General features: G+C 59.9%; 17 protein-coding genes. 5 read left to right on the top strand and 12 right to left on the bottom strand.

Annotated features, from left to right (window positions below):
- Positions 1–23 precede the first annotated feature (23 nt).
- Genes ssb through R3F64_RS08845 form a run of 3 tightly spaced genes read left to right on the top strand, consistent with a single transcriptional unit; the run spans position 24 to position 2,248 of the window.
- Entirely contained in the window at positions 24–587 is a 564-nt protein-coding gene (gene ssb, locus R3F64_RS08835) for a single-stranded DNA-binding protein (protein WP_066318997.1), read from the top strand.
- A gap of 45 nt (positions 588–632) precedes the next feature.
- Positions 633–1,523 carry a sugar nucleotide-binding protein gene (locus R3F64_RS08840; protein ID WP_199284432.1) on the top strand — a complete coding sequence of 297 codons (891 nt, stop codon included), beginning with the start codon at positions 633–635 and terminating at the stop codon, positions 1,521–1,523.
- A complete protein-coding gene (locus R3F64_RS08845) occupies positions 1,520–2,248 on the top strand; it encodes a lysophospholipid acyltransferase family protein (RefSeq protein ID WP_085917585.1) in 729 nt (242 codons plus the stop codon). The genes R3F64_RS08840 and R3F64_RS08845 overlap by 4 nt, the downstream gene beginning before the upstream one ends.
- An 86-nt stretch (positions 2,249–2,334) precedes the next feature.
- Here the strand turns inward: R3F64_RS08845 and fabB are convergent, their stop codons facing one another.
- Both fabB and fabA read right to left on the bottom strand, forming a co-directional pair.
- On the bottom strand, positions 2,335–3,552 hold the full coding sequence (gene fabB, locus R3F64_RS08850) for a beta-ketoacyl-ACP synthase I (protein ID WP_332610972.1): 1,218 nt from the start codon (positions 3,550–3,552) through the stop codon (positions 2,335–2,337).
- A gap of 12 nt (positions 3,553–3,564) precedes the next feature.
- Entirely contained in the window at positions 3,565–4,080 is a 516-nt protein-coding gene (fabA, locus tag R3F64_RS08855; RefSeq protein ID WP_066319005.1) for a 3-hydroxyacyl-[acyl-carrier-protein] dehydratase FabA, read from the bottom strand.
- Positions 4,081–4,364: 284 nt separating this feature from the next.
- On the opposite strand from fabA, the gene R3F64_RS08860 reads away from it, so the two are divergent.
- Complete coding sequence (locus R3F64_RS08860; RefSeq protein WP_085917587.1) at positions 4,365–6,230, top strand: putative bifunctional diguanylate cyclase/phosphodiesterase; 1,866 nt, start codon at positions 4,365–4,367, stop codon at positions 6,228–6,230.
- Here the strand turns inward: R3F64_RS08860 and R3F64_RS08865 are convergent.
- The 9 genes from R3F64_RS08865 to R3F64_RS08905 form a co-directional block, all read right to left on the bottom strand.
- Entirely contained in the window at positions 6,227–6,757 is a 531-nt protein-coding gene (locus R3F64_RS08865) for a DUF2878 family protein (RefSeq protein WP_199284433.1), read from the bottom strand. The two genes, R3F64_RS08860 and R3F64_RS08865, sit on opposite strands and share 4 nt — an antisense overlap.
- Positions 6,757–8,025, bottom strand: a complete 1,269-nt coding sequence (locus R3F64_RS08870) for a cyclopropane-fatty-acyl-phospholipid synthase family protein (protein WP_309782992.1) — start codon at positions 8,023–8,025, stop codon at positions 6,757–6,759. Before R3F64_RS08870 ends, R3F64_RS08865 begins: the two co-directional genes overlap by 1 nt.
- Positions 8,022–8,786, bottom strand: a complete 765-nt coding sequence (locus R3F64_RS08875) for a DUF1365 domain-containing protein (RefSeq protein ID WP_264825304.1) — start codon at positions 8,784–8,786, stop codon at positions 8,022–8,024. The genes R3F64_RS08870 and R3F64_RS08875 overlap by 4 nt, the downstream gene beginning before the upstream one ends.
- Complete coding sequence (locus tag R3F64_RS08880) at positions 8,783–10,132, bottom strand: NAD(P)/FAD-dependent oxidoreductase (RefSeq protein ID WP_199284434.1); 1,350 nt, start codon at positions 10,130–10,132, stop codon at positions 8,783–8,785. The genes R3F64_RS08875 and R3F64_RS08880 overlap by 4 nt, the downstream gene beginning before the upstream one ends.
- Positions 10,132–10,911 carry an SDR family NAD(P)-dependent oxidoreductase gene (locus tag R3F64_RS08885; RefSeq protein ID WP_199284435.1) on the bottom strand — a complete coding sequence of 260 codons (780 nt, stop codon included), beginning with the start codon at positions 10,909–10,911 and terminating at the stop codon, positions 10,132–10,134. The genes R3F64_RS08880 and R3F64_RS08885 overlap by 1 nt, the downstream gene beginning before the upstream one ends.
- 60 nt (positions 10,912–10,971) lie before the next feature.
- On the bottom strand, positions 10,972–11,403 hold the full coding sequence (locus R3F64_RS08890; protein ID WP_332610980.1) for a nuclear transport factor 2 family protein: 432 nt from the start codon (positions 11,401–11,403) through the stop codon (positions 10,972–10,974).
- A 39-nt stretch (positions 11,404–11,442) separates the two neighbouring features.
- Positions 11,443–12,855, bottom strand: a complete 1,413-nt coding sequence (gene phrB, locus R3F64_RS08895) for a deoxyribodipyrimidine photo-lyase (RefSeq protein WP_332610982.1) — start codon at positions 12,853–12,855, stop codon at positions 11,443–11,445.
- Positions 12,856–12,921: 66 nt separating this feature from the next.
- The gene (locus R3F64_RS08900; RefSeq protein WP_176243627.1) at positions 12,922–13,842 is read right to left on the bottom strand and encodes a MerR family transcriptional regulator; all 921 of its coding nucleotides are present in this window, start codon (positions 13,840–13,842) and stop codon (positions 12,922–12,924) included.
- A 182-nt stretch (positions 13,843–14,024) separates the two neighbouring features.
- Positions 14,025–15,107: an NAD(P)/FAD-dependent oxidoreductase gene (locus tag R3F64_RS08905; protein ID WP_332610984.1), complete on the bottom strand. Its 1,083-nt coding sequence runs from the start codon at positions 15,105–15,107 to the stop codon at positions 14,025–14,027.
- A 154-nt stretch (positions 15,108–15,261) separates the two neighbouring features.
- Between R3F64_RS08905 and R3F64_RS08910 the strand changes: the two genes are divergently transcribed.
- Positions 15,262–16,182, top strand: coding sequence for a TIGR01777 family oxidoreductase (locus tag R3F64_RS08910; protein WP_332610986.1), 921 nt, complete (start codon positions 15,262–15,264; stop codon positions 16,180–16,182).
- On the opposite strand, the gene rapA is transcribed toward R3F64_RS08910, so the two are convergent.
- Complete coding sequence (gene rapA, locus R3F64_RS08915; RefSeq protein WP_332610987.1) at positions 16,179–19,124, bottom strand: RNA polymerase-associated protein RapA; 2,946 nt, start codon at positions 19,122–19,124, stop codon at positions 16,179–16,181. The two genes, R3F64_RS08910 and rapA, sit on opposite strands and share 4 nt — an antisense overlap.
- Positions 19,125–19,182: the final 58 nt, after the last annotated feature.

Here is a 19,182-nt window from a genome sequence, read left to right on the forward strand (position 1 = left end):
ATATCAATTGAAAGGAGCGCCTTATGGCTCGCGGCATTAACAAGGTTATCTTGATCGGCAACCTCGGACAGGATCCTGAGGTACGGTTCACGCCCTCCGGGACAGCGGTTGCCAATCTTAATCTGGCCACCACTGATACCTGGATGGATCGCCAGAGTGGCCAGCGCCAGGAGCGCACCGAGTGGCACCGGGTGGTGATGTTCAACAAAACCGCCGAAATTGCCCAGCAATACCTCAAGAAAGGCTCCAAGGTTTACATCGAAGGTCGTTTGCAAACCCGCAAATGGCAGGACCAGAATGGTCAGGACCGCTACAGCACTGAAATCGTTGCCAATGACATGCAGATGCTTGATTCCCGCGGCGGTGATTACCAGGGCGGCGGGGCGCCCAATAACTATGCGCAAGGTGGGCAGGGTGGCCAACCCCAGCCGCCTCAGGGTGACCAATACGGCGGACAAGGCGCTAACCAGCCGCAGCGAGCGCCCCAGCAAAACCAGCCCGCACCGCCCCAAGGCCAGCAAAACAACCAGTATGGCGCCCCTGACCCCGGCAATTTCGATGATTTCGACGATGAGATTCCGTTCTAAGTGACGTTCAATGACGCGAGTGATGGTTAAGGGAGACAGGCCGTCTTGAAGCTTTTGATACTCGATGCGGGACACTGCTTGAGTCTGGCGCTGGCGCGCGAAACCAATCGCCGCTCAGATACTGAGCTGGTGATTGAGCCAACGACGCGAGTGAGCGCCGAGCGCCTGCGCGAGGTGTCGCCGGATGCAGTGATTATGCCGCCTCTGGCGCACCCCTTGAACATGGCTCCCGCCGCCGTTATGGAGCACGCCGACGCCGTTGAGGCCTGCCTTGAGGCCTGCCGCGCAGAAGACGTGGCGCTCGTCTGGTGTGTGTCTGATCAGCTCTACGAAGACGGTTTCGACGTCGCCATCGATGAGCATGTCGTTCCGGCACCTCGTGATGAGAGCCTGCGCCGTCTGGTGCAAACCGGCAATCGTATCCGGGCTGATTACGCGCGCCATCTGATTGTTCGTCTGGGGCCGCTGTTTGCCCTTGAGGGCAGTCATGCGTGGCTCAATGAACTGTTGGACAGCCTGGTCATGGGTGACAGCGTGCGCGCGGCGGAAGACGTCATCTTCTGCCCTACCTCGGCAGATGCCGTGGCTCTCGCACTGATCGGCATGCTCCAGCAGCAGTCCTGCGGGGCGAACGCCTGGGGCGCCTATCACCTGGCAGGCACTGAGCCGGTGAGCGCTTTTACCTTTACCTCCATGGTAAGAACCCAGTTGTTGACCCACCTTGAAGGTCGTGGCGAGCAAGTGACATTAGGCGACGTCAAGGCATTGAAGCATCATCACGATGCCAAACTGCGGCGCGTGCTGAATTGCCGCCGCGTGCTCAACGTGTTTGGTGTCCATCAAAAGCCGTGGCGTTTGGAGGTTGGGCGCATGCTCGATGCCTGGTGTTTAACGCGTGATCAAAAGGGTGTCGACGGCACAGGAGCGTCGTCTTGAAGCAAGTGGTTCGCAGCGTGGTATTTTACGCGGGATATTTTGCCGCTTTGTTGGTGATTGGCGTATTGTTTCTGCCGATCGCGCCTTTTTTACCTCTGGCCGGGCGCTATCGCCTGCTCAATTTATATAATTATTTTCTGATGTTCTGGTTCCGCATCGCCTGTGGTGTGCGTTACGACATTCAAGGCGCGCATCACCTGCCTGACGGGCCCTGTGTGATTCAGGCAAACCACCAGAGCGAGTGGGAAACGGTTTTTCTGCAGGTGATGAAACCGCCTGTTTGTACCGTGTTGAAGCGAGAATTACTGCGCCTACCCATCTTTGGCTGGGGCTTGCGTCTGCTACACCCGATCAGCCTGGACCGTTCCAAACCGGCACGGGCTATCAAACAGGTGCTGAGCCAGGGCGTCTCGCGGCTGAACACGGGGCTTTCGGTGCTGATTTTCCCTGAAGGCACCCGGGTTGAGCCGGGGGAGCGCAGGCGTTACAACAAAAGCGGTAGCGTGGTTGCCTGTCGTGCAGGGGTGCCGGTCATCCCCGTGGCCCATAATGCGGGAGAGCGTTGGCCAGGGCGCCATTGGGTCAAGCGTCCGGGCGTGCTGCGGGTGCGTATTGGCGAGCCGATCGAAACCGCGGGGCGAACCTCGGATGAGGTACTGGCTGATGTCGAGGCGTGGATAGAGACCCAACTGATCGATATATCGGATGTGCCAAGGCCGCAATAACGCGCTTATGTGCTGAGCATAAAAAACGCCCCCTGTGGATTCCACAGGGGGCGTTTTCATGGTGCTTACCAGAGACTAGCCGCAGATTACTCGGCGTAGCGCTGGAACACCAGGCAGGCATTGGTGCCGCCAAAGCCAAAGCTGTTGGACAAGACGCGGTCGATCGTTACGCCGTCGCGACGTTCGGTGACGATATCGAAACCGTCGGCCTGCTCGTCGAGCTGTTCCACGTTGGCCGAGGCGGCCACAAAGCCATGCTGCATCATAAGCAGCGAGTAGACGGCTTCCTGCACGCCGGTCGCGCCCAGTGAATGGCCAGTCAGCGATTTGGTCGAGCTCATCGCCGGTGTTGAATTGCCAAATACTTCGCGAACCGCTTTGAGCTCGGCCACATCGCCCACCGGCGTTGATGTGCCGTGGGTATTGATATAATCAATATCACCCTCAACGGTCGCCATGGCTTGGCGCATACAGCGAGTCGCCCCTTCGCCGGAAGGTGCCACCATGTCGTAGCCGTCAGACGTGGCGCCATAGCCTACCAACTCACCGTAAATCTTGGCGCCGCGTGCCTTGGCGTGCTCCAGTTCTTCGAGCACCAGCATGCCGCCGCCGCCAGCGATCACAAAGCCGTCACGAGCTTGGTCATAAGGACGCGATGCCTTGTCGGGCGACGCGTTATAGTGAGTGGAAAGAGCGCCCATGGCGTCGAACAGGCAGGACAGTGTCCAGTGTTCCTCTTCGCCACCGCCAGCAAAGACCACGTCCTGCTTGCCGAGCTGGATCTGCTCCATGGCGCTGCCAATGCAGTGCGCCGATGTCGCACAAGCCGACGAAATCGAATAGTTGACGCCCTTGATCTTGAACGGCGTTGCCAAGCAGGCCGACACGGTACTGCCCATTGTGCGGGTAACGCGGTAGGGGCCCACACGGCGCAAACCTTTTTCGCGCAGCACGTCAGCGGCTTCAACCTGGTTGGCGCTCGAGGCGCCGCCAGAACCTGCAATCAGACCGGTTCGCTCGTTGGATACCTGGTCATCAGGGAGGCCGGCGTCTTCGATGGCCTGTGTCATGGAAATATACGCATAAGCCGCTGCATCGCCCATAAAGCGCAGCAGTTTGCGGTCAATGAGCGATTCAAGGTCAATATCAACGCTGCCTGCAACCTGGCTGCGAAAGCCACGTTCAGCATAGTCTTCTTTGAAGCGAATGCCGCTACGGCCACTTCTGAGCGCCTCAAGAACCTGTTGTTGGTCGTTGCCCAGGCACGACACAATGCCAAGGCCGGTGACTACCACTCGTCGCATGGGAGCCTCCTGTTAAAAATTCGCAGTGGAGGTGAATAGGCCAACGCGCAAATCATTAGCCTGATAGATGTCACGACCGTCTACTGAGACGGTGCCGTCGGCCATGCCCAGAATCAGCCGACGAGTAATAATACGCTTCATGTTGATACGATAAGTTACTTTTTGCGCGTCGGGAAGTATCTGGCCGCTGAACTTCACTTCGCCGCAGCCGAGTGCGCGACCGCGGCCGGGGTGGCCTAGCCAGCCCAGGTAGAAGCCAACCAACTGCCACATGGCATCAAGCCCAAGGCAGCCTGGCATGACCGGGTCACCGGGAAAATGGCAATCAAAAAACCACAGGTCGGGTGTGATATCCAATTCGGCAATCAGCTCGCCTTTATTGTACTCGCCGCCTGCTTCGTGAATGTGCGTGATGCGGTCAAGCATCAGCATGTTGGGTGCTGGCAGTTGGGCATTGCCCGGGCCAAAAAGTTCGCCGCGCGAGCAGGCCAGCAGTTCATCGCGATCAAAGGAATGTTGCTTGGTCACTGAATCGTTCCGAGTATCAGGGTAAAAGGTTGCGCCTAGTCTACTTCCCGAAACCGCTGAATGCACGTAACGGGCCTATTATTGGTGTGCCCTACAGATTTTTTATTAGCGGCCGAAAGTATAATGAGGCAAATAGTGTAGAGTCGAATGATTGGTTTTGCACATTAAACGGCTTATTGACGTAAGATTGGCGTTCAGTCGCTTGTCAGGCGACGGTATGACGTCGATCTAATTCTTTTTGGGAGTAGCTCTGAGCCCGTTTTTATAGGATATCGTGAACAAGCATGTGGCTTCCCGTTTCCCTTAATCGTCCCTTAGTCTGGACAGCGCTGGTGGCATTACCCGCCTGCATCTGGATTCCGGATGTCGCGCTGCGCATGGTCGCGGCATCGATGGTGGCGCTCGGGCTTTGGGATGCATGGCGTCAGGTTGGTCACCAGCGCCTAAGGTTGCGCCTATCGCAGGATGCGATCGGTCTCGCCAATGATGCGATGGTCATCAGTGACATTGAGAATCGTGTCATTGCGGTTAACCCTGCGTTTACTGAAATTACCGGCTATGAAAGCCATGAAATTCTGGGGCTGAAGCTCGAAACGCTGGCAGCCCCGAGGCACGACAAAACGTTTTACCAGCATTTCTGGAGCACACTGAAAAGCACCGGGCGCTGGGAAGGCGAGATGTGGAACCGGCGCAAGCACGGCGATGAATACCCCGAGTGGCTCAAGGTGCGTGCCATCACCGATAAACGCGGCAAGATAACCCATTTCATTAGCCTTTTTGCCGATATTTCCGCCCAGAAAGCCCGTGAGCGCGACCTGCGTCGCATTGGCTATGAAGACCCGCTGACCGGGCTACCTAACCGGCGGCGCCTGCACGACCTGATGGAATCACGCCTGCGCGGTGTACGCGCGGGGGAAAGCCTGGATATTGCGCTGATCGATATTGATGGCCTGAAATCGGTGAACGACAGCATGGGCGTTGAGCAGGGTGATCGTTTGCTGGCGCGCTTTGCTCAGCGGTTGACGAGTTATATGGCAGGTAGCGTCGTCGGACGTCTAGGCGGCGATGAATTCATGGTCATTCGCACCACGACCTATGATGATCACGATAAGTGGGTCGCTAACTTACGCGACCACATGAGCAATCCGTTTGAGATTCTAGAGCAGTCGTTGCGTCTGGGTTTGACCATCGGCAGCTGTCGAGCGCCAGAAGATGGTCGTGACTCAGGCGTGCTGTTTCAACGGCTGGAGTCGGCGTTATACAACGCCAAGCGGCTTGGGCGTAACCACAGTCTGCGTTTTCGCCCTGCCCTGGACAAGCAGGACAATCCGCAATTGGCGCTGGTTAGCGACCTGCGCGCCGCCCTCGTCTCGGGAGACCAACTGGAACTGTACTTTCAGACCCAGCACCACCCTGGTACGGGCGAGCTGCTTGGGATGGAGGCGCTGCTGCGCTGGCAGCACCCTCGCGATGGAATGATATCGCCCGGTGAATTCATTCCCTTGGCCGAGCGCCACGGCCTGATGGCCGAACTGGGTAGCTGGGTGATTGAAAAGGCTTGCGCCCAGCAGGCGCACTGGGCCAATAATGGCATGCCGACGCTGACCATGTGGGTCAACATCTCGGCGCTGCAACTCTTTCATGGCGATCTGGAAACCCAACTGGCCACCTGCCTGAAACGCTACCGGATAACGCCTGGTCACATCGGTCTGGAGCTAACCGAATCGGTTCTTCTGGACGAGCGCGCGGGAGATATGGGGCCGCGCCTGAAAGCGCTACGCGCCCAAGGCTATGCTATTGCGATTGATGACTTCGGTACCGGCTATTCGTCGCTTGGCTACTTGAAGCGCTTGCCGGTGGACAAGATAAAACTCGACCGCGCTTTCATCCGGGAGCTGCCCGGTGATCAGGCCGATGCCGCCATTGTGAAGGCGGTCCTGTCGATGGCCAAGGGGCTGGAGCTTGATGTGATTGCTGAAGGCGTCGAAACCAAAGAACAGTGTGATTTCCTGGTTGATGCGGGCTGCCATATGGTGCAAGGGTTTTATTTCGCCCGTCCTCAACCCGCACACGAACTGGAGCAACGTTTGCTCCCCCAGTCACAGCCTGCAAAGTCACGCACCGGCAGCATGGCGAAAGCGGGTCCTTAGCGAACTGCAGTGGCAGCATGGCGATATTGCCAGCGCCGATAATAGCGGCAAACCCCCAGGCAGAGGAGTGCCCATACCAGCGCCTGGGCGGGTAGCAGCCAAGGCGCCAGGGTGACATCGGTGAGGGCGGCGCCCGCAAAATACGATAGTGGCCCGCCCAGCGCACCCAGCGCTGCTGCCAGCCAGGGCCATCGCCATAGCCAGGCAAGCGAATGATGCACCAGGGTGGCAAACAGTGGCCAGAGCATCCATAGCCATAATGGCAGCAAGCCGGCAATGAGCCGTTGATCGCCAAATATCAGCCCCCCTGCCAGCTGTAAGCCGCCGTCGACTGCGAGCCCTAACAAGGCAAAGCCCGCCACCAGGCGCCATTCGCCCGGTTTACCGACATACCTTAAATGCAGTGCAATCCAGGTGCTGCCAGCGATCGCTGCGACCCAGGAGCCTCCAAGCACGCATAGCGTCCAGATCACTTCAAAGCCGAGGGCATTGACGAGCACCGCCATCAAGCGCCGCCGTGCAAGCATTACAACCCTCCGGTCAAGGGCGCCGGTTTGGCAGCAGGCTTGGCCAGCAGCAGGTGGCAGGTGCCAATCGAACGCTCAAGGAAACCGCCTTCGCAGTAACAGAGATAATAACGCCACATGCGAATAAAGCGCTCGTCATAACCCAGCGCTTGAATATGTTCCAGATGGGCCTCGAAGCGGTGCCGCCATTCGCGCAGGGTGCGCGCGTAATGCTGGCCAATTTCATCGAGCGCAACCATGTTGAGCGAGGTCTTGCGCATCAAGCTGTTGGCAATGGCGTGGTGGGAAGGTAAAAAGCCACCGGGGAAAATATACCGCTTGATGAAGTCCATATCCCGCTTGGCACCATCAAAGCGCTGGTCGCGGATGGTAATTGCCTGGAGCATGGCTTGACCGTCGTCGGTCAACAGGCTGTCGACCTTGTGCAGGTAGGTATCCAGGTACTGATGGCCGACGGCTTCAATCATCTCGACGGAAATCAGCCGGTCAAAGCGTCCGGTCAGTTCGCGATAGTCCTGTTTCAGCAGTGTAACGCGTGCCTCCAGGCCTTCTTCCTTAATGCGGTTTGCGGTATAGGCGTACTGTTCTTCGGAAATGGTGGTTGTCGTCACACGGCAGCCGCGGGTCTTGGCCGCATGGATGGCCAGCCCGCCCCAGCCCGTGCCGATTTCCAGCAAATGGTGCTCGGGTTGCACGTCGAGCTTGTCGAGCATGACATCCAGCTTGTAGGTCGAGGCCTCTTCCAGACTGGCATCCGGATAGGGAAAAACGGCGCTGGAGTACATCCAGTGGTGCTTGTCGAGAAAGGTGGCAAACAGGTCGTTGCCAATATCATAGTGCGCGGCGATATTGCGCTTGGAACCGGTCAGGCTGTTGCGCTGAAAACGATGCACCAGGCCCATCAGCCAGCGTGCCATGCGCGCGCTGCCGTTCTCGAGATGCCCGTTGACCTGATCCAGGTTAATGGCAAACAGGCGCACCAGGGCGACCAGGTCATCGGCGTCCCAGTCGTTATCCATGTACGCCTCGGCGGCGCCCACGGTGCCGCCGAAAGCCAGCCGCTTCCAGGCGCGTGCGTGGCGGACGACGACGGTGACGTGAAGCTCGCCACCCTGGCCCAGATGGTGACATTGGTTGCCTTCAATCAGGGTGATGTGCCCGCCGGTAAAGGTGTCCAGCTGTGTGATCAACCGCTTTTTCAGCCAGCGGGTGACACGCCCCTGGGGGGCGGGTTGAATGTCAGGCGGCGTGGAACGCAGGGTCGTCATTTCGAGGTCTCCTTGCGCTTGGGATGGTTATAGACAGGGTTGCGCTTCAACCACAGCCGAAGCGCCTCAAAATGAATGCCGGTGATGGTTTTCAGACTTATCCATGGCTGGCGCGCCAAAGTGGTCAGCAATACCCTGGCGGTGGCGGGTGCCGCCTCCAGGGTCAAGGTGGCGTCGAAATGACGCTGCCCGGCCTGCCAGTTTTCCATGTGCAGTAATAACTGGTCGCCCGGTGTGTTAAATCGCCATCGATAAGTCATGTCCATGGGGTTAAAGGGTGAGACGTGCATGGCTTTAGCGAAGGTTGCGTGGTGGCTGTGGCGGTGGCTATCGACACGGCAGGCATAACAGGTGCGCTCACGCCAGGGCATATTGGTGACTTCGCCAAGCACCGCTGACAGTTGGCCTTGCCGGTCATAGGCGTAATACATCGAGATAGGATTGAACATGGCGCCCAGCGTTCGCAGTTGCGTCAACACGCAGATTCGGCCCTCAGGAGCGCTGCCCAGCTGGCGTGTCAGCTCCTCGCGCACGGCGGTGGCCAGCGGGCGATCCGTCGGGCCGAGATAATCTTCGCGGCGAAAGCGAGCCAGCGCCGCGCCTCTAGCGCTGAACCCCGGCACACCGTCAAACAGCGTCGGCAACTCGTCCAGGTCCAGCCAGGCCATCCATAGCTGGTAATCAAAACGGTGGGCATGAGGCGAGAAACGTCGGTGGCGCAGGGTGCCGCGATACACCCGTGAATGTGGCGTCGTTATCATCCCGCGTCACTCCCCTGGTGGGCGTCAAACAGTTCCGTGGTAGGCAGCGCCGTGGGGGTGGTAAACGGGGTGTATGCTTCGTCACAACCCAGCGAGCGGGCAACACGCAGGGCGCTCCAGACGCCGTCTTCATGAAAGCCGTTGCGCCAGTAGGCACCGCAGAAGTGCGTACGTCGGGCGGGGGATGAAATCTCGTCGTGACGCTGCTGAGCGGCGTGCCCCGCCAGGGTGAACTGCGGGTGAGCGTAGGTGTAGCGACCCAGCACCTTGGCGGGGTCAATGCTGTCTGAATCGTTGAGGGTGACGCAGAACGTGGTGTCCGCGTCCAGCCGCTGGAGAATGTTCATGTTGTAGGTGACCGAGACCCGCTCATCGGCGCCGCGACCGTCGAGGCGGTAATTCCAGCTGGCCCAGGCGCGTTGCCGACGCGGTAACAGCGACGTATCAGTGTGTAGTACCACCTCGTTGTCCTGATAAGGCATTGCGCCGAGAATCTCACTTTCAGCCTCGGTCGGGTCGTCCAGCATGGCCAGGGCCTGATCGGCGTGGCATGCCAGTACGACCTGATCAAAGCGTTGGGTGCCTTGAGCAGTGGTGATCATCACCCCGGTATCCGTGCGGGTAATGCCGGAAACCGGGGTGTTCAGATGAATACGGTCCGCATAGGGCGCGGTCAATCGTGGAATGTAGCGGCGTGAACCGCCCACCAAGGTGTACCACTGGGGACGGTGGTTGACCGATAGAAGCCCGTGGTTGCGGAAAAAACGGACAAAAAAGGTCAGCGGAAAGGATCGCAAGTCGCCAATGCTCGCCGACCAGATGGCCGCACCCATGGGCAGCAGGTAGCGCCGCTGGAAGGCCTGGCCGTAGCCGTGACGGTCCAGATAGTCGCCAAGCGTCATGTCCTGAGCAAGCCGACCGTTCTCCAGGTCCGCAGTGGCCTGCTTGTTGAAGCGCATGATATCGCCGAGTAAGCGATAAAAAGCTGGATTCAGCAGGTTTCGGCGTTGGGCAAACAGCGAGGTCAAGGTGTGGCCGTTGTATTCAAAGTCAACGCTGGTCTCGTGTACCGAAAAACTCATTTCGGTGGCCTGGCTGGGAACATCCAGGGCATCCAGCAGGCGCTGAAAATGCGGATAGGTCCAGTCGTTGAAGACGATGAAGCCGGTGTCGATGGCGTAAGGGCGACTGCCTACCTCGACATCCATGGTCGCGGTATGCCCGCCCAGGCGCGCGTCGGCTTCGAACAGCGTGACCTCGTGCTGGGCAGATAGGTACCATCCGGCCGCCATGCCGCTGATGCCGCTGCCGATAATGGCAATGCGTTGAGACGCCGTGTTGCTCATCAGGAAGCCTCTTGCCGGGTCATGCGCAGGCCGATCCGGCGACGCAGGGCTGGCGGCAGGATGCCGAGAAACTTGACCAGATAGGTAAAGCGGCGCGGAAAATGAATATCCAGATGGCCTTTGACCAGGCCGTTGATAATGGCCTCGGCGGCGGTGTCGGCGCTGACCTGCATGGGCATGGGGAAGTCATTGCGATCGGTCAGCGGCGTCTTGACGAAGCCTGGGTGAATCAGGCTGACGTCGATGCCTTCCTGGTCAAGGTCAAGGCGCAGCGATTCCAGGAAATAGCTGACGGCCGCCTTGGAGGCGCCATAGGCTTCAGCCCGGGGTAACGGCAGGTAGGCAGAAGCGCTCGAAGTGGCCGCAAGCCGGGCGGGTTTGCCTTCCTGGCGGGCGGCACGCAGTAAGGGGAGGGCCGCCTCGACGCCATACAGGGTGCCAAACAGGTTGGGGGTGAAAACACGTTCGATCAGGTCCATGTCAAACTGCTGGGCATCGAGATATTCACAGGTGCCTGCGTTGAGCAGAACGAGGTCCAGGGCGCCCAACAGTTCGCCGATCTGCTGGCCCGCCGCCAACACCGCATGGCGGTCGCTGACGTCGAGCGGCAGCGGGTGGGCGTTGGGGTGGTCCTGGCACAGCGCTTCCAGCGCCTCGTGGTTGCGGGCGCTGATTACGACCTGATGACCCTGGGCAATAAGCTTTCTGGCCAAGGCTTCGCCAATCCCCGAGGTCGCACCCGTCAGCCAGATACGCTGGGGGGTTGTCCATGTGCTCATCGAACCTCTCCTGTTACACCCTGTGGGCACCTCGGTCAGGTGCCCCAGGCAACGTAATGATTAATCAAGACGATGCTTTAACCAGCGAATTACCCGCCCCATTACCGGAAGGTGCTCATAGAGCATCGCCCCGGCGTCAAAGTAGTCTCTGTGTCGCGCTACACGTCCGTCGTCAGCAAATGTCAACGCACTGCATCCCTCTACCTTGATCGTACGTCCCCCTGACAGCTTTGGATGCACGAATGTCATGGTCCAGGTGACAAATACCTGACTGCCCTGGCGCTGGCGCGTGTGATAAACGAATTGGCAATGCTCGACGTTTTCATACATCGCGGCAAAATAGCGCGACAGCGCGGGGCGACCTTCAACGTTATGCAGCGGGTCAGTGAAAATTATATCGTCAGTATATACTTCGTACAGCTTTTCTGTACAGGTATTGTCAAGTTTGTTGAAAAAGGCGCAAAAATCTTCCACTGCCTTGTCCTGTGACATGAAGACTCCTGAAGTCGTTAGGCGGTTAGCGGGCCGGTATCAGTCTGACAGCGCCTTGAAGGCATCGAGTGCCCGTTGACGTGCTGCCTTGTGGTCGACAACGGGGGCGGGGTAGTCCAACTGGGTCAACAAGTCGCGTGGCGGTGCATGGCGGGCTTTGGCTGGCAAAGTGGCAAACTCGGGCAACCAGTAGGCAATAAACTCGCCGTGGGGGTCAAAGCGCGTGGATTGCGTGGTGGGATTGAAGATTCGGAAATACGGGGCCGCGTCGGTACCCGTTGAGGCCGCCCACTGCCAGCCGCCGTTATTGGCGCAAAATTCGCCATCGATCAGATGATGCAGAAAAAACGCTTCACCCTGCCGCCAGTCGATCAACAAGTGTTTGCTCAGGAACATCGCCGTCACCATTCGCAACCGATTATGCATCCAGCCGGTGGCGACGAGCTGGCGCATGGCGGCGTCTACCAGCGGGTAGCCGGTGCGTCCTTCGCACCAGGCACTAAAGGCGTCGGGGTCGTCGCGCCAGGCAAGTTTACGAGTGTGGGCCTGAAACGGCTGGTGGCGGCATACCTGAGGAAAGCCGACGGCCACGTGCTGGTAAAATTCCCGCCAGATAAGCTCGCTTACCCAGGCGGTCAGGCCTTTATCGCCATCGGCCAAATGTCCGCCATTCTCGCTCATGACGGCTTGCATGCATTGACGATAAGAAATCATTCCCAGCGCCAGATAGGGCGAAAGCTCGCTGGTGCCGCGCACCTTTGGGAAGTCCCGCTGATCGCTGTAGTGGTGGCCGCGGAAGCGTAAGAAGCGCTCCAGGCGGTCACTGGCGGCGTGCTCTCCTGCAGGCCACTGGTGTGCATCAACGGGGGAGCCATTGACGTCTGCCAGCGTAGGCAAGGGGTCGCTCTCGATACTCAGCGGCGATTGGGTGTCCGGGGTGTCGCGCAGTGTCAACTGGTCTGCCGTGATCTGCTTGTGCCAGGCCTTGGCAAACGGCGTGAATACGCCGTAATAGTCGCCCTTGCCGGTCAGCAACGTCCCGGGGGCAAAGGCCACCGCATCATGATGTCCGTGCGCGTCAATTCCTGCCTGCTTGAAGGCCTCCATGACCGCCTGGTCGCGGCGCCGTTCGTTGAGGGGGTACTCGATGTTGAAATGCAACTGCTCAATCCGGTGCTGGCGGGCAATCTCCAGCAAGGTGGCGGGAGCATCGTCAAACGATGCGATATCCCGGTGCAGGAGCGGAATATTCAGTCCATCGAGTGCCTCTTTGAGGGCAGTAACGCCACGTGCCCAGAAGTCGATCTTGTTAATACCATGGCCATGCGCCTGCCACTGGGCCACTGAGCGAAGAAACACGGCAACGACCGGCCCTTTTGCAGCGGCGGCGGCAAGCGCGGTGTTATCGTGGATGCGCAGGTCACTACGCAGCCAAACCAACTGTCGAGACATGGAAACTCCTGCAGGGCGATGGTCAAGCGGGTAGCCACCGCCGCAGCGGCGGTGTCACTCAGTTTGTCAAAGGACGCCTGATTCGCGCAGCAACGGGCGCAAGCGGGCGATGGCTTGAGGGAGGTCATCGCCCAGCATATGCACGGAGGTGTCGCGCAAGTCGGCGTCGCGCAGGCGGGCGACTTCACCGCAGACGCCGATGGGCACATTTAACGTGGCGGCGGCATCCGGCAGCGACTGGCGAATATAGTGGTCGTCTTCCCGCTGGCCGCTGGACAGCAGCACCATCGAAGAATGCAGGCGGGCAACGGCTTGGGGTAGGTCTTCAAGCGGCAAGGAGTGATCCAGCAGCTGCACACGGTAACCCTGTTCGCTGGCCATCAACGCTGCCATCAGAACCCACAGGGGGCCTGGGTCGTCGGGCATGACATTAAGCAGGATCAACGGGCCGCGGGTGGCTTGGTTGGCATAATGCAGGCGAATTCCCACCTGACTGCGCAGGAAGGCTTCGAAGGTGCGGCGGACAAGGGCATCAGGCTGCACTGCCCACTTGGCTTCCAGCGTCAGCACCACCGGCTGCCACAGTTCGTTGATAGCGGTACTCAGCGGATAGAGGGCCAGGCTCTGGTGGTAGAAGGCTTCCAGTTTGGGTAGATCCAGCGCTTCGATGACCGCCTGCAACTGCTGACGCTGGCTTACCCAATCGCCGGCATCGGGCACCGGGGCCTCAACGGTGTCGGGTTGGTCGAGCAGGTCCGCGACCTGGCTGACCGGAACGCCGCGGTTGAGCCACTGAAGAATGCGCTCGATGCGTGTGATGTCGTCCTGGGCATACAGCCGGTGGCCCTTGGGGGTGCGTTTGGGGCATATCAAACCGTAACGTCGCTCCCAGGCGCGCAGGGTAACCGAGTTTACGCCCGTCAGACGGGAAACTTCCCGAATAGGATAAAGTGGGGTATCGGGTGGGTGGGTCGCCTTATTATTCATGGGCGCCATTGCCTCTTCGTTGTCTGCGGAGCCAAGCCGCATGGGCCTATCGTGGTTTGCTGCGGCGGGCGATGTGGTTTGCTATCCATAGCAATTACCTAATATCTAATTAACCGATCAACAATCTTGAATAACTAACGTTCCTTTGTACAACTTGTAGCCTCAAGGTACAACCTTTGGATTCACTTGTTGGAGTGTGATGATGAGGCTCTGTTATGTACCGACCGATCTATTAACGCCTGGGCTGATTGCGTTCCAGAGACCCATGCCGATTCCACACGGCTGGCCGTGAAACTGTCACCGCACATAGCCAGGCCGCTGTCGCTGTATAGGTATAGCTGGTCATCGGCAGTGCTTGGCTGAGCATAACGCCAACGGTGTGCGCTGCTGGTAACCCGCAACGGTAACGGCGTGCCTGCCGGAAACGATGCAGTAAAGGCCGCCCACAGTAACGCGGCAACCGCTTGTGGATCGTCTTCCAGGTGGGTCTCGCTCCAGTCCAGGTGCGCCATCAGGCTGAGGCTTTCAGGCTGCCGCTCGCGGCCCGGTTTGGTCTGATTGCGCGACACCAGGCGCAGCGCAGGGTGGTCAATACGGGCCATCTGCCAGTCACTCTGACCGCCTGGCGGAGTGGGCAGGGTGGCATCCAGCACCGCCCAGGCCGCCCAGCAACTGCGCTGGTCACGCGCCCGGCATGCCTCAGCCAGTGTCGTCTCCCAGGGCGCCACTAGTGGTAATGCCTGTGGCGGTGGAGTGGTCAAGACGACGTGGTCGAACGGCCCGTAACCACGCCCCTGTGCATCTTGAAGCTGCCAGCCGTTGGGTGAGCGTTGCAACGCCTCGATGCGTGTCGCCAGGTGCAGCGCCGTTTGGGGATACGTCTGGAACCTATCTGCCAGGTGGCGGGTAACCGCGCTCATGCGGGGCACGCCGGTGTAGCGGGTGTGGGGGTCATGATGCAGTTGCCAGCCGCTTGAACTAGCCTGATAGCTGACGATCGGCCAAGGCGCAACGAGGCCTGACGAAAGCCAGTCGGCAACGGCGTCCCTGAAGGCTGGATCGCGGACGGTAAATGCCTGGGCGCCCAGATCAAGCTGCGCCTGGTCAAGGCGCTTGGTCGACATGCGACCGCCCGGGCCGCGCGCTTTATCAAATACCGTCACCGCCACGCCGTGTTCCGCCAAGCGGTTGGCGCAGGCCAGGCCCGCCATGCCGGCACCGACAACGGCGACGTTCGAGAGAGGAGCAGAGGTGACGGTTGTCATGGTGACCTGATGGGTAATTTGCCCGACGCAATGTCAATAATGGGCATATATTAATGTACGAATCATTCTATGTGTAATAGTTTTGTATAGATAAGCCGAAATGTAAACCTTCAAGAGCGTAGCTCGCTCGTCGACATCAAAAGGGAGAAACACCATGCGTGTACTAGTGACCGGCGGCAGTGGTTTTGTCGGCCAGCGACTCTGTCCGGCGTTGATAGCGCAGGGACATGAGGTGCTGGTGGTTTCCCGTACGCCCCATAAAGTACGCGAGCGTCTTCCCCGCGAATGTGACATCCGTGACAGCGCCCAGGCGTTCATCGATAGCCCGCCGGATGCACTGGTTAACCTGGCGGGGGAGTCAATTGCGGCCAAGCGCTGGAGCGACAGCCAGAAAAAGCGGCTGACTCGCTCGAGGATCGAGATGACCGAGCAACTCGTCTCGCTTTGCGAGCAGCTGGGCGAGAACGGCCAGCCGCTGCCCAAGGTGCTGATCAGTGGTTCCGCGATGGGCTATTACGGTGATCAAGGCGATAAGCGCGTCACCGAAGACACCTCGCCCCACGATGAGTTTGCCCACCGGCTATGCGCGGAATGGGAAGCCGCGGCGAAGCCCATTGAGAACATGGGCGTGCGCCTGGCGATTTTACGTATCGGGCTGGTATTGGGGACGGGCGGCGGCACCCTGCAAAAGATGCTACCGCCGTTCAAGCTGGGGCTGGGGGGCCGTTTTGGCGATGGCAGGCAGTTCATGCCCTGGATCCATCGCGACGACCTGGTCGAGGCGATCATGTTCCTGCTCAATGATGCCTCGCTATCCGGCGCCTTCAACGGCAGTGCGCCGCATCCTGTGACCAATGCCGAGTTTACCCGGACACTGGCCAGGCAACTGCACCGCCCGGCGGTATTGCCGGTGCCCGCCTGCGTGTTGAAAGCGGGGTTGGGTGAGATGTCTCAGCTGCTGCTGACCGGTGCCGATATGCGCCCCGAGCGCCTTGAGGCAGCGGGGTTTCGCTTTCAATACCCCACGCTGGAAAAGGCGCTCGCCGCTATCCTTTCGCCTGAGCGGAGTGCTTAGGCATTGGGGTCAACGGTGATAATCACCCGCACGGCGTCCAGCCGCAGACGGGTGTTTTCAATCGCGTCACTGAGGGCTTGGCGTTCCTTTTTTAGGGCGTCGAGCTCCTCGCTGCGCACTGACGGGTTGTGTTCCGCCAGCGCCCCCAGACGGGCAAGTTCTGCGTCCAACTGGGTGCGCATGCGTGCCTCGGCGGCTTCAACGATGCTGGGGAGTTCGCGTTCGGCTTCCCCTTCCCCCTGTCTGAGCAACCCGCGAAGCGCGTCGTGATGGCGCTTGATCAGGTCCCGTGCCATGGATTTATTGACCTTCTGCAGGTTTTTACCCAGCCCGGTGAAGGAAATCTTGTCGGTCAGGTTGGCCCCCGACTCGTCAAGCAATACGCGGACGGCCGTCGGCGGCAGAAACCGGTTCAGGTGCAGCGATGTGGGCGCTGGGCAATGGGTGCGGAATATCAGCTCGGTCATCAGTCGGCCGCTGGGGATTGCCGGGTGACCCAGCAATGCCAGTGCCGTGTTACCCATGGTGCCGTCAATGATGCGCCCCATCATTTCGCGCAGCAGCGGGTGTTCCCAGGAAAGCCGCTGAACGTCATCGCGGGCGAGTGCCTGATGGCGATCAAAGGTAGCCGAAAACCCTTCTTCGCCTTTTACCAGCCCAGGCAGGCCGTCCAGCATGTGCTGTCCCGGCTGGAGGTGTAGCAGCCCGTTGCCGATCTCCTGGCTATCCACGCCAAACACATCCAACGCGCGCTCTACGTAGCGCGGCAGGGCGCTGTCGTCGTCCAGCTCGCGCACGGCTTCGACCACCTGCTGGGCGCGCACAGGGCGGCAGGCATTGAGCTCCAGCAGGCGGTTACGGCCTGCATCCCGCTCGGCTAATTTGGCGACAAACAGCTCACGGGTCTCGCTGATGATTTCATCCAGCATCTCGTCGTCGAGCAGTGCATCGGCCAGGGCATCGCCAAAGGCGTCAAACAGGTCACTGCCAATACCGTGGGGCGCGCTGAAGGCATCCATGCCTTCGTGATACCAGCGCATCAGGCGTTCGCCGGGACTGCCGGTAAACGTCGGTATGTGCATCTCGATCGCGTGGCGCTGGCCGATCCTGTCAAGGCGGCCAATGCGTTGTTCTAACTGGTCGGGATGCTGGGGCATGTCAAACATGACCAGGTGACGGCAGAACTGGAAGTTGCGCCCTTCGGAGCCGATTTCAGAGCACACCAGCACCTGGCAGCCGTCTTCTTCATCGGCAAACGCCGCGGCGGCACGGTCGCGTTCGACCAGCGACAGGCCCTCGTGAAACACCGGGGCATGGTAGCCACCCAGCACGCGGAGACCTTCGGCCAGGCCTTCAGCGGTGTCGCGGTGATGGGCAATCACCAACACCTTATCGTTGGCAAAACCGGCGGCGCTGTCGTCGCTGAGTTTTTCCAGCAGCCAGTTAACCCGCGGGTCGATATGCCACCAGGGTTCGCCGTGAAGCGGATCGTTACTCAACTCGCGGTAAGCGGCATCCGGATAGATCAGCACGTCCGGATGATCCATGCCGGTCTCGATCAGCAGTTCGTCGAGGTAGTCGTCGTCGCGTTCCAGGCGTCGCTGCATGCGGCGATAGGCCGACGGCAATGCCAGCGCGTCAAGGTGCAGGCGGCGCTCGGGGAAACCGCCCACATGGCGGCGGCTATTGCGAAACATCACCCGCCCGGTGCCGTGGCGGTCAAGCAGGGCGTCGCGCAGTTGGGCGCGGGCAGCGTCCTGCTGGTCGGTGCTGGCCTCAGGATTGCACAGGGTGGCAAGCAGGGCCCGGCTATCGCGGTCGTCGGCCACGGCGTCGACGTGGACACGGGCGTCAGGCGTGTCGGGTAATGCCTCGAGCGCTTCAATGGCGCTGGCCACTTCACCGTAGTGACGTTCTTCGTCTTTGAAGCGCGCCAGGTCGTGGTAGCGTTCTGGATCGAGCAGCCGCAAACGGGCAAAGTGGCTTTCTATGCCCATCTGCTCGGGCGTGGCGGTGAGCAGCAACAGGCTGGGGATATCGCTTGCCAGCTGCTCGACGCACTGATAGCCGGGGCCGCTACCCTCGCTGCTCCAGTCAAGATGGTGGGCTTCGTCAACAATCAGCAGGTCAAAGTGGCTGGCCAGCGCCTGTTCCTGGCGGTGGGTATTGGCAAACAGCCAGCCCTGGCTTGCCAGTACCAGCTGAGCGCTTTCAAACGGGTTGGCGCTGCCGTGAGCCTGACTCTGGGTCTCATCCAACAGGGTAACGTTGAGCGAGAAGCGGCGCAGCAACTCGACCAGCCACTGATGGGTCAGGCTATCCGGCACCAGAATCAGGGCTCGCTCGGCGCGTCCGGTCAGCAGCAGGCGGTGCAATATCAGCCCCGCTTCAATGGTTTTGCCGAGCCCGACTTCGTCTGCCAGCAGGACGCGCGGCGCATGGCGCCGGGCGACTTCATCGGCAATATACAGCTGGTGTGGCACCAGGTCGATTCGCGGCCCGGCAAAGCCCAGCGCGCTGTGCTGTTCGATACGCTGGTGGTGATGCAGGGTGCGAAAGCGCAGGTCGAACCAGTCGTTGCGGTCTACCTGGCCGGTAAGCAGCCGGTCGCGAGCCTGATCGAACTGCATGGTGTCGGCGAGCTTGGCTTCCGGCAGTTCGCGCCGTTGTCCCTGGTTGTCTTCGCCTGTATAGGTGATCAAGCCGTTAGACGTTTGGCTGTCATCGACGATCATCTGCCAGCCATCAGCCGACTGGATGCGGTCGCCGGTGCCGAACATGACGCGGGTCAGCGGGGCCTGGCGGGTATTGTAGGTGCGTGTTTCCTGGCTGGCACTGAACAAGATGGTAACGCTACGGGTGTCGCAGTTAAGCACGGTACCGAGCCCAAGCTCGGCTTCTCCGTCACTAATCCAGCGTTGGCCGGGGGAAAAATCGCTCATGATGCCTCAAGGAAGTCTGCGAAACGGGGCGTACGTGGCCGGTCACGATGACCGGCTA

Origin of the sequence: Halomonas sp. 5021 (assembly GCF_036663435.1) — a bacterium.
In the GTDB taxonomy this organism is placed as follows: Bacteria; Pseudomonadota; Gammaproteobacteria; order Pseudomonadales; family Halomonadaceae; genus Vreelandella; species Vreelandella janggokensis.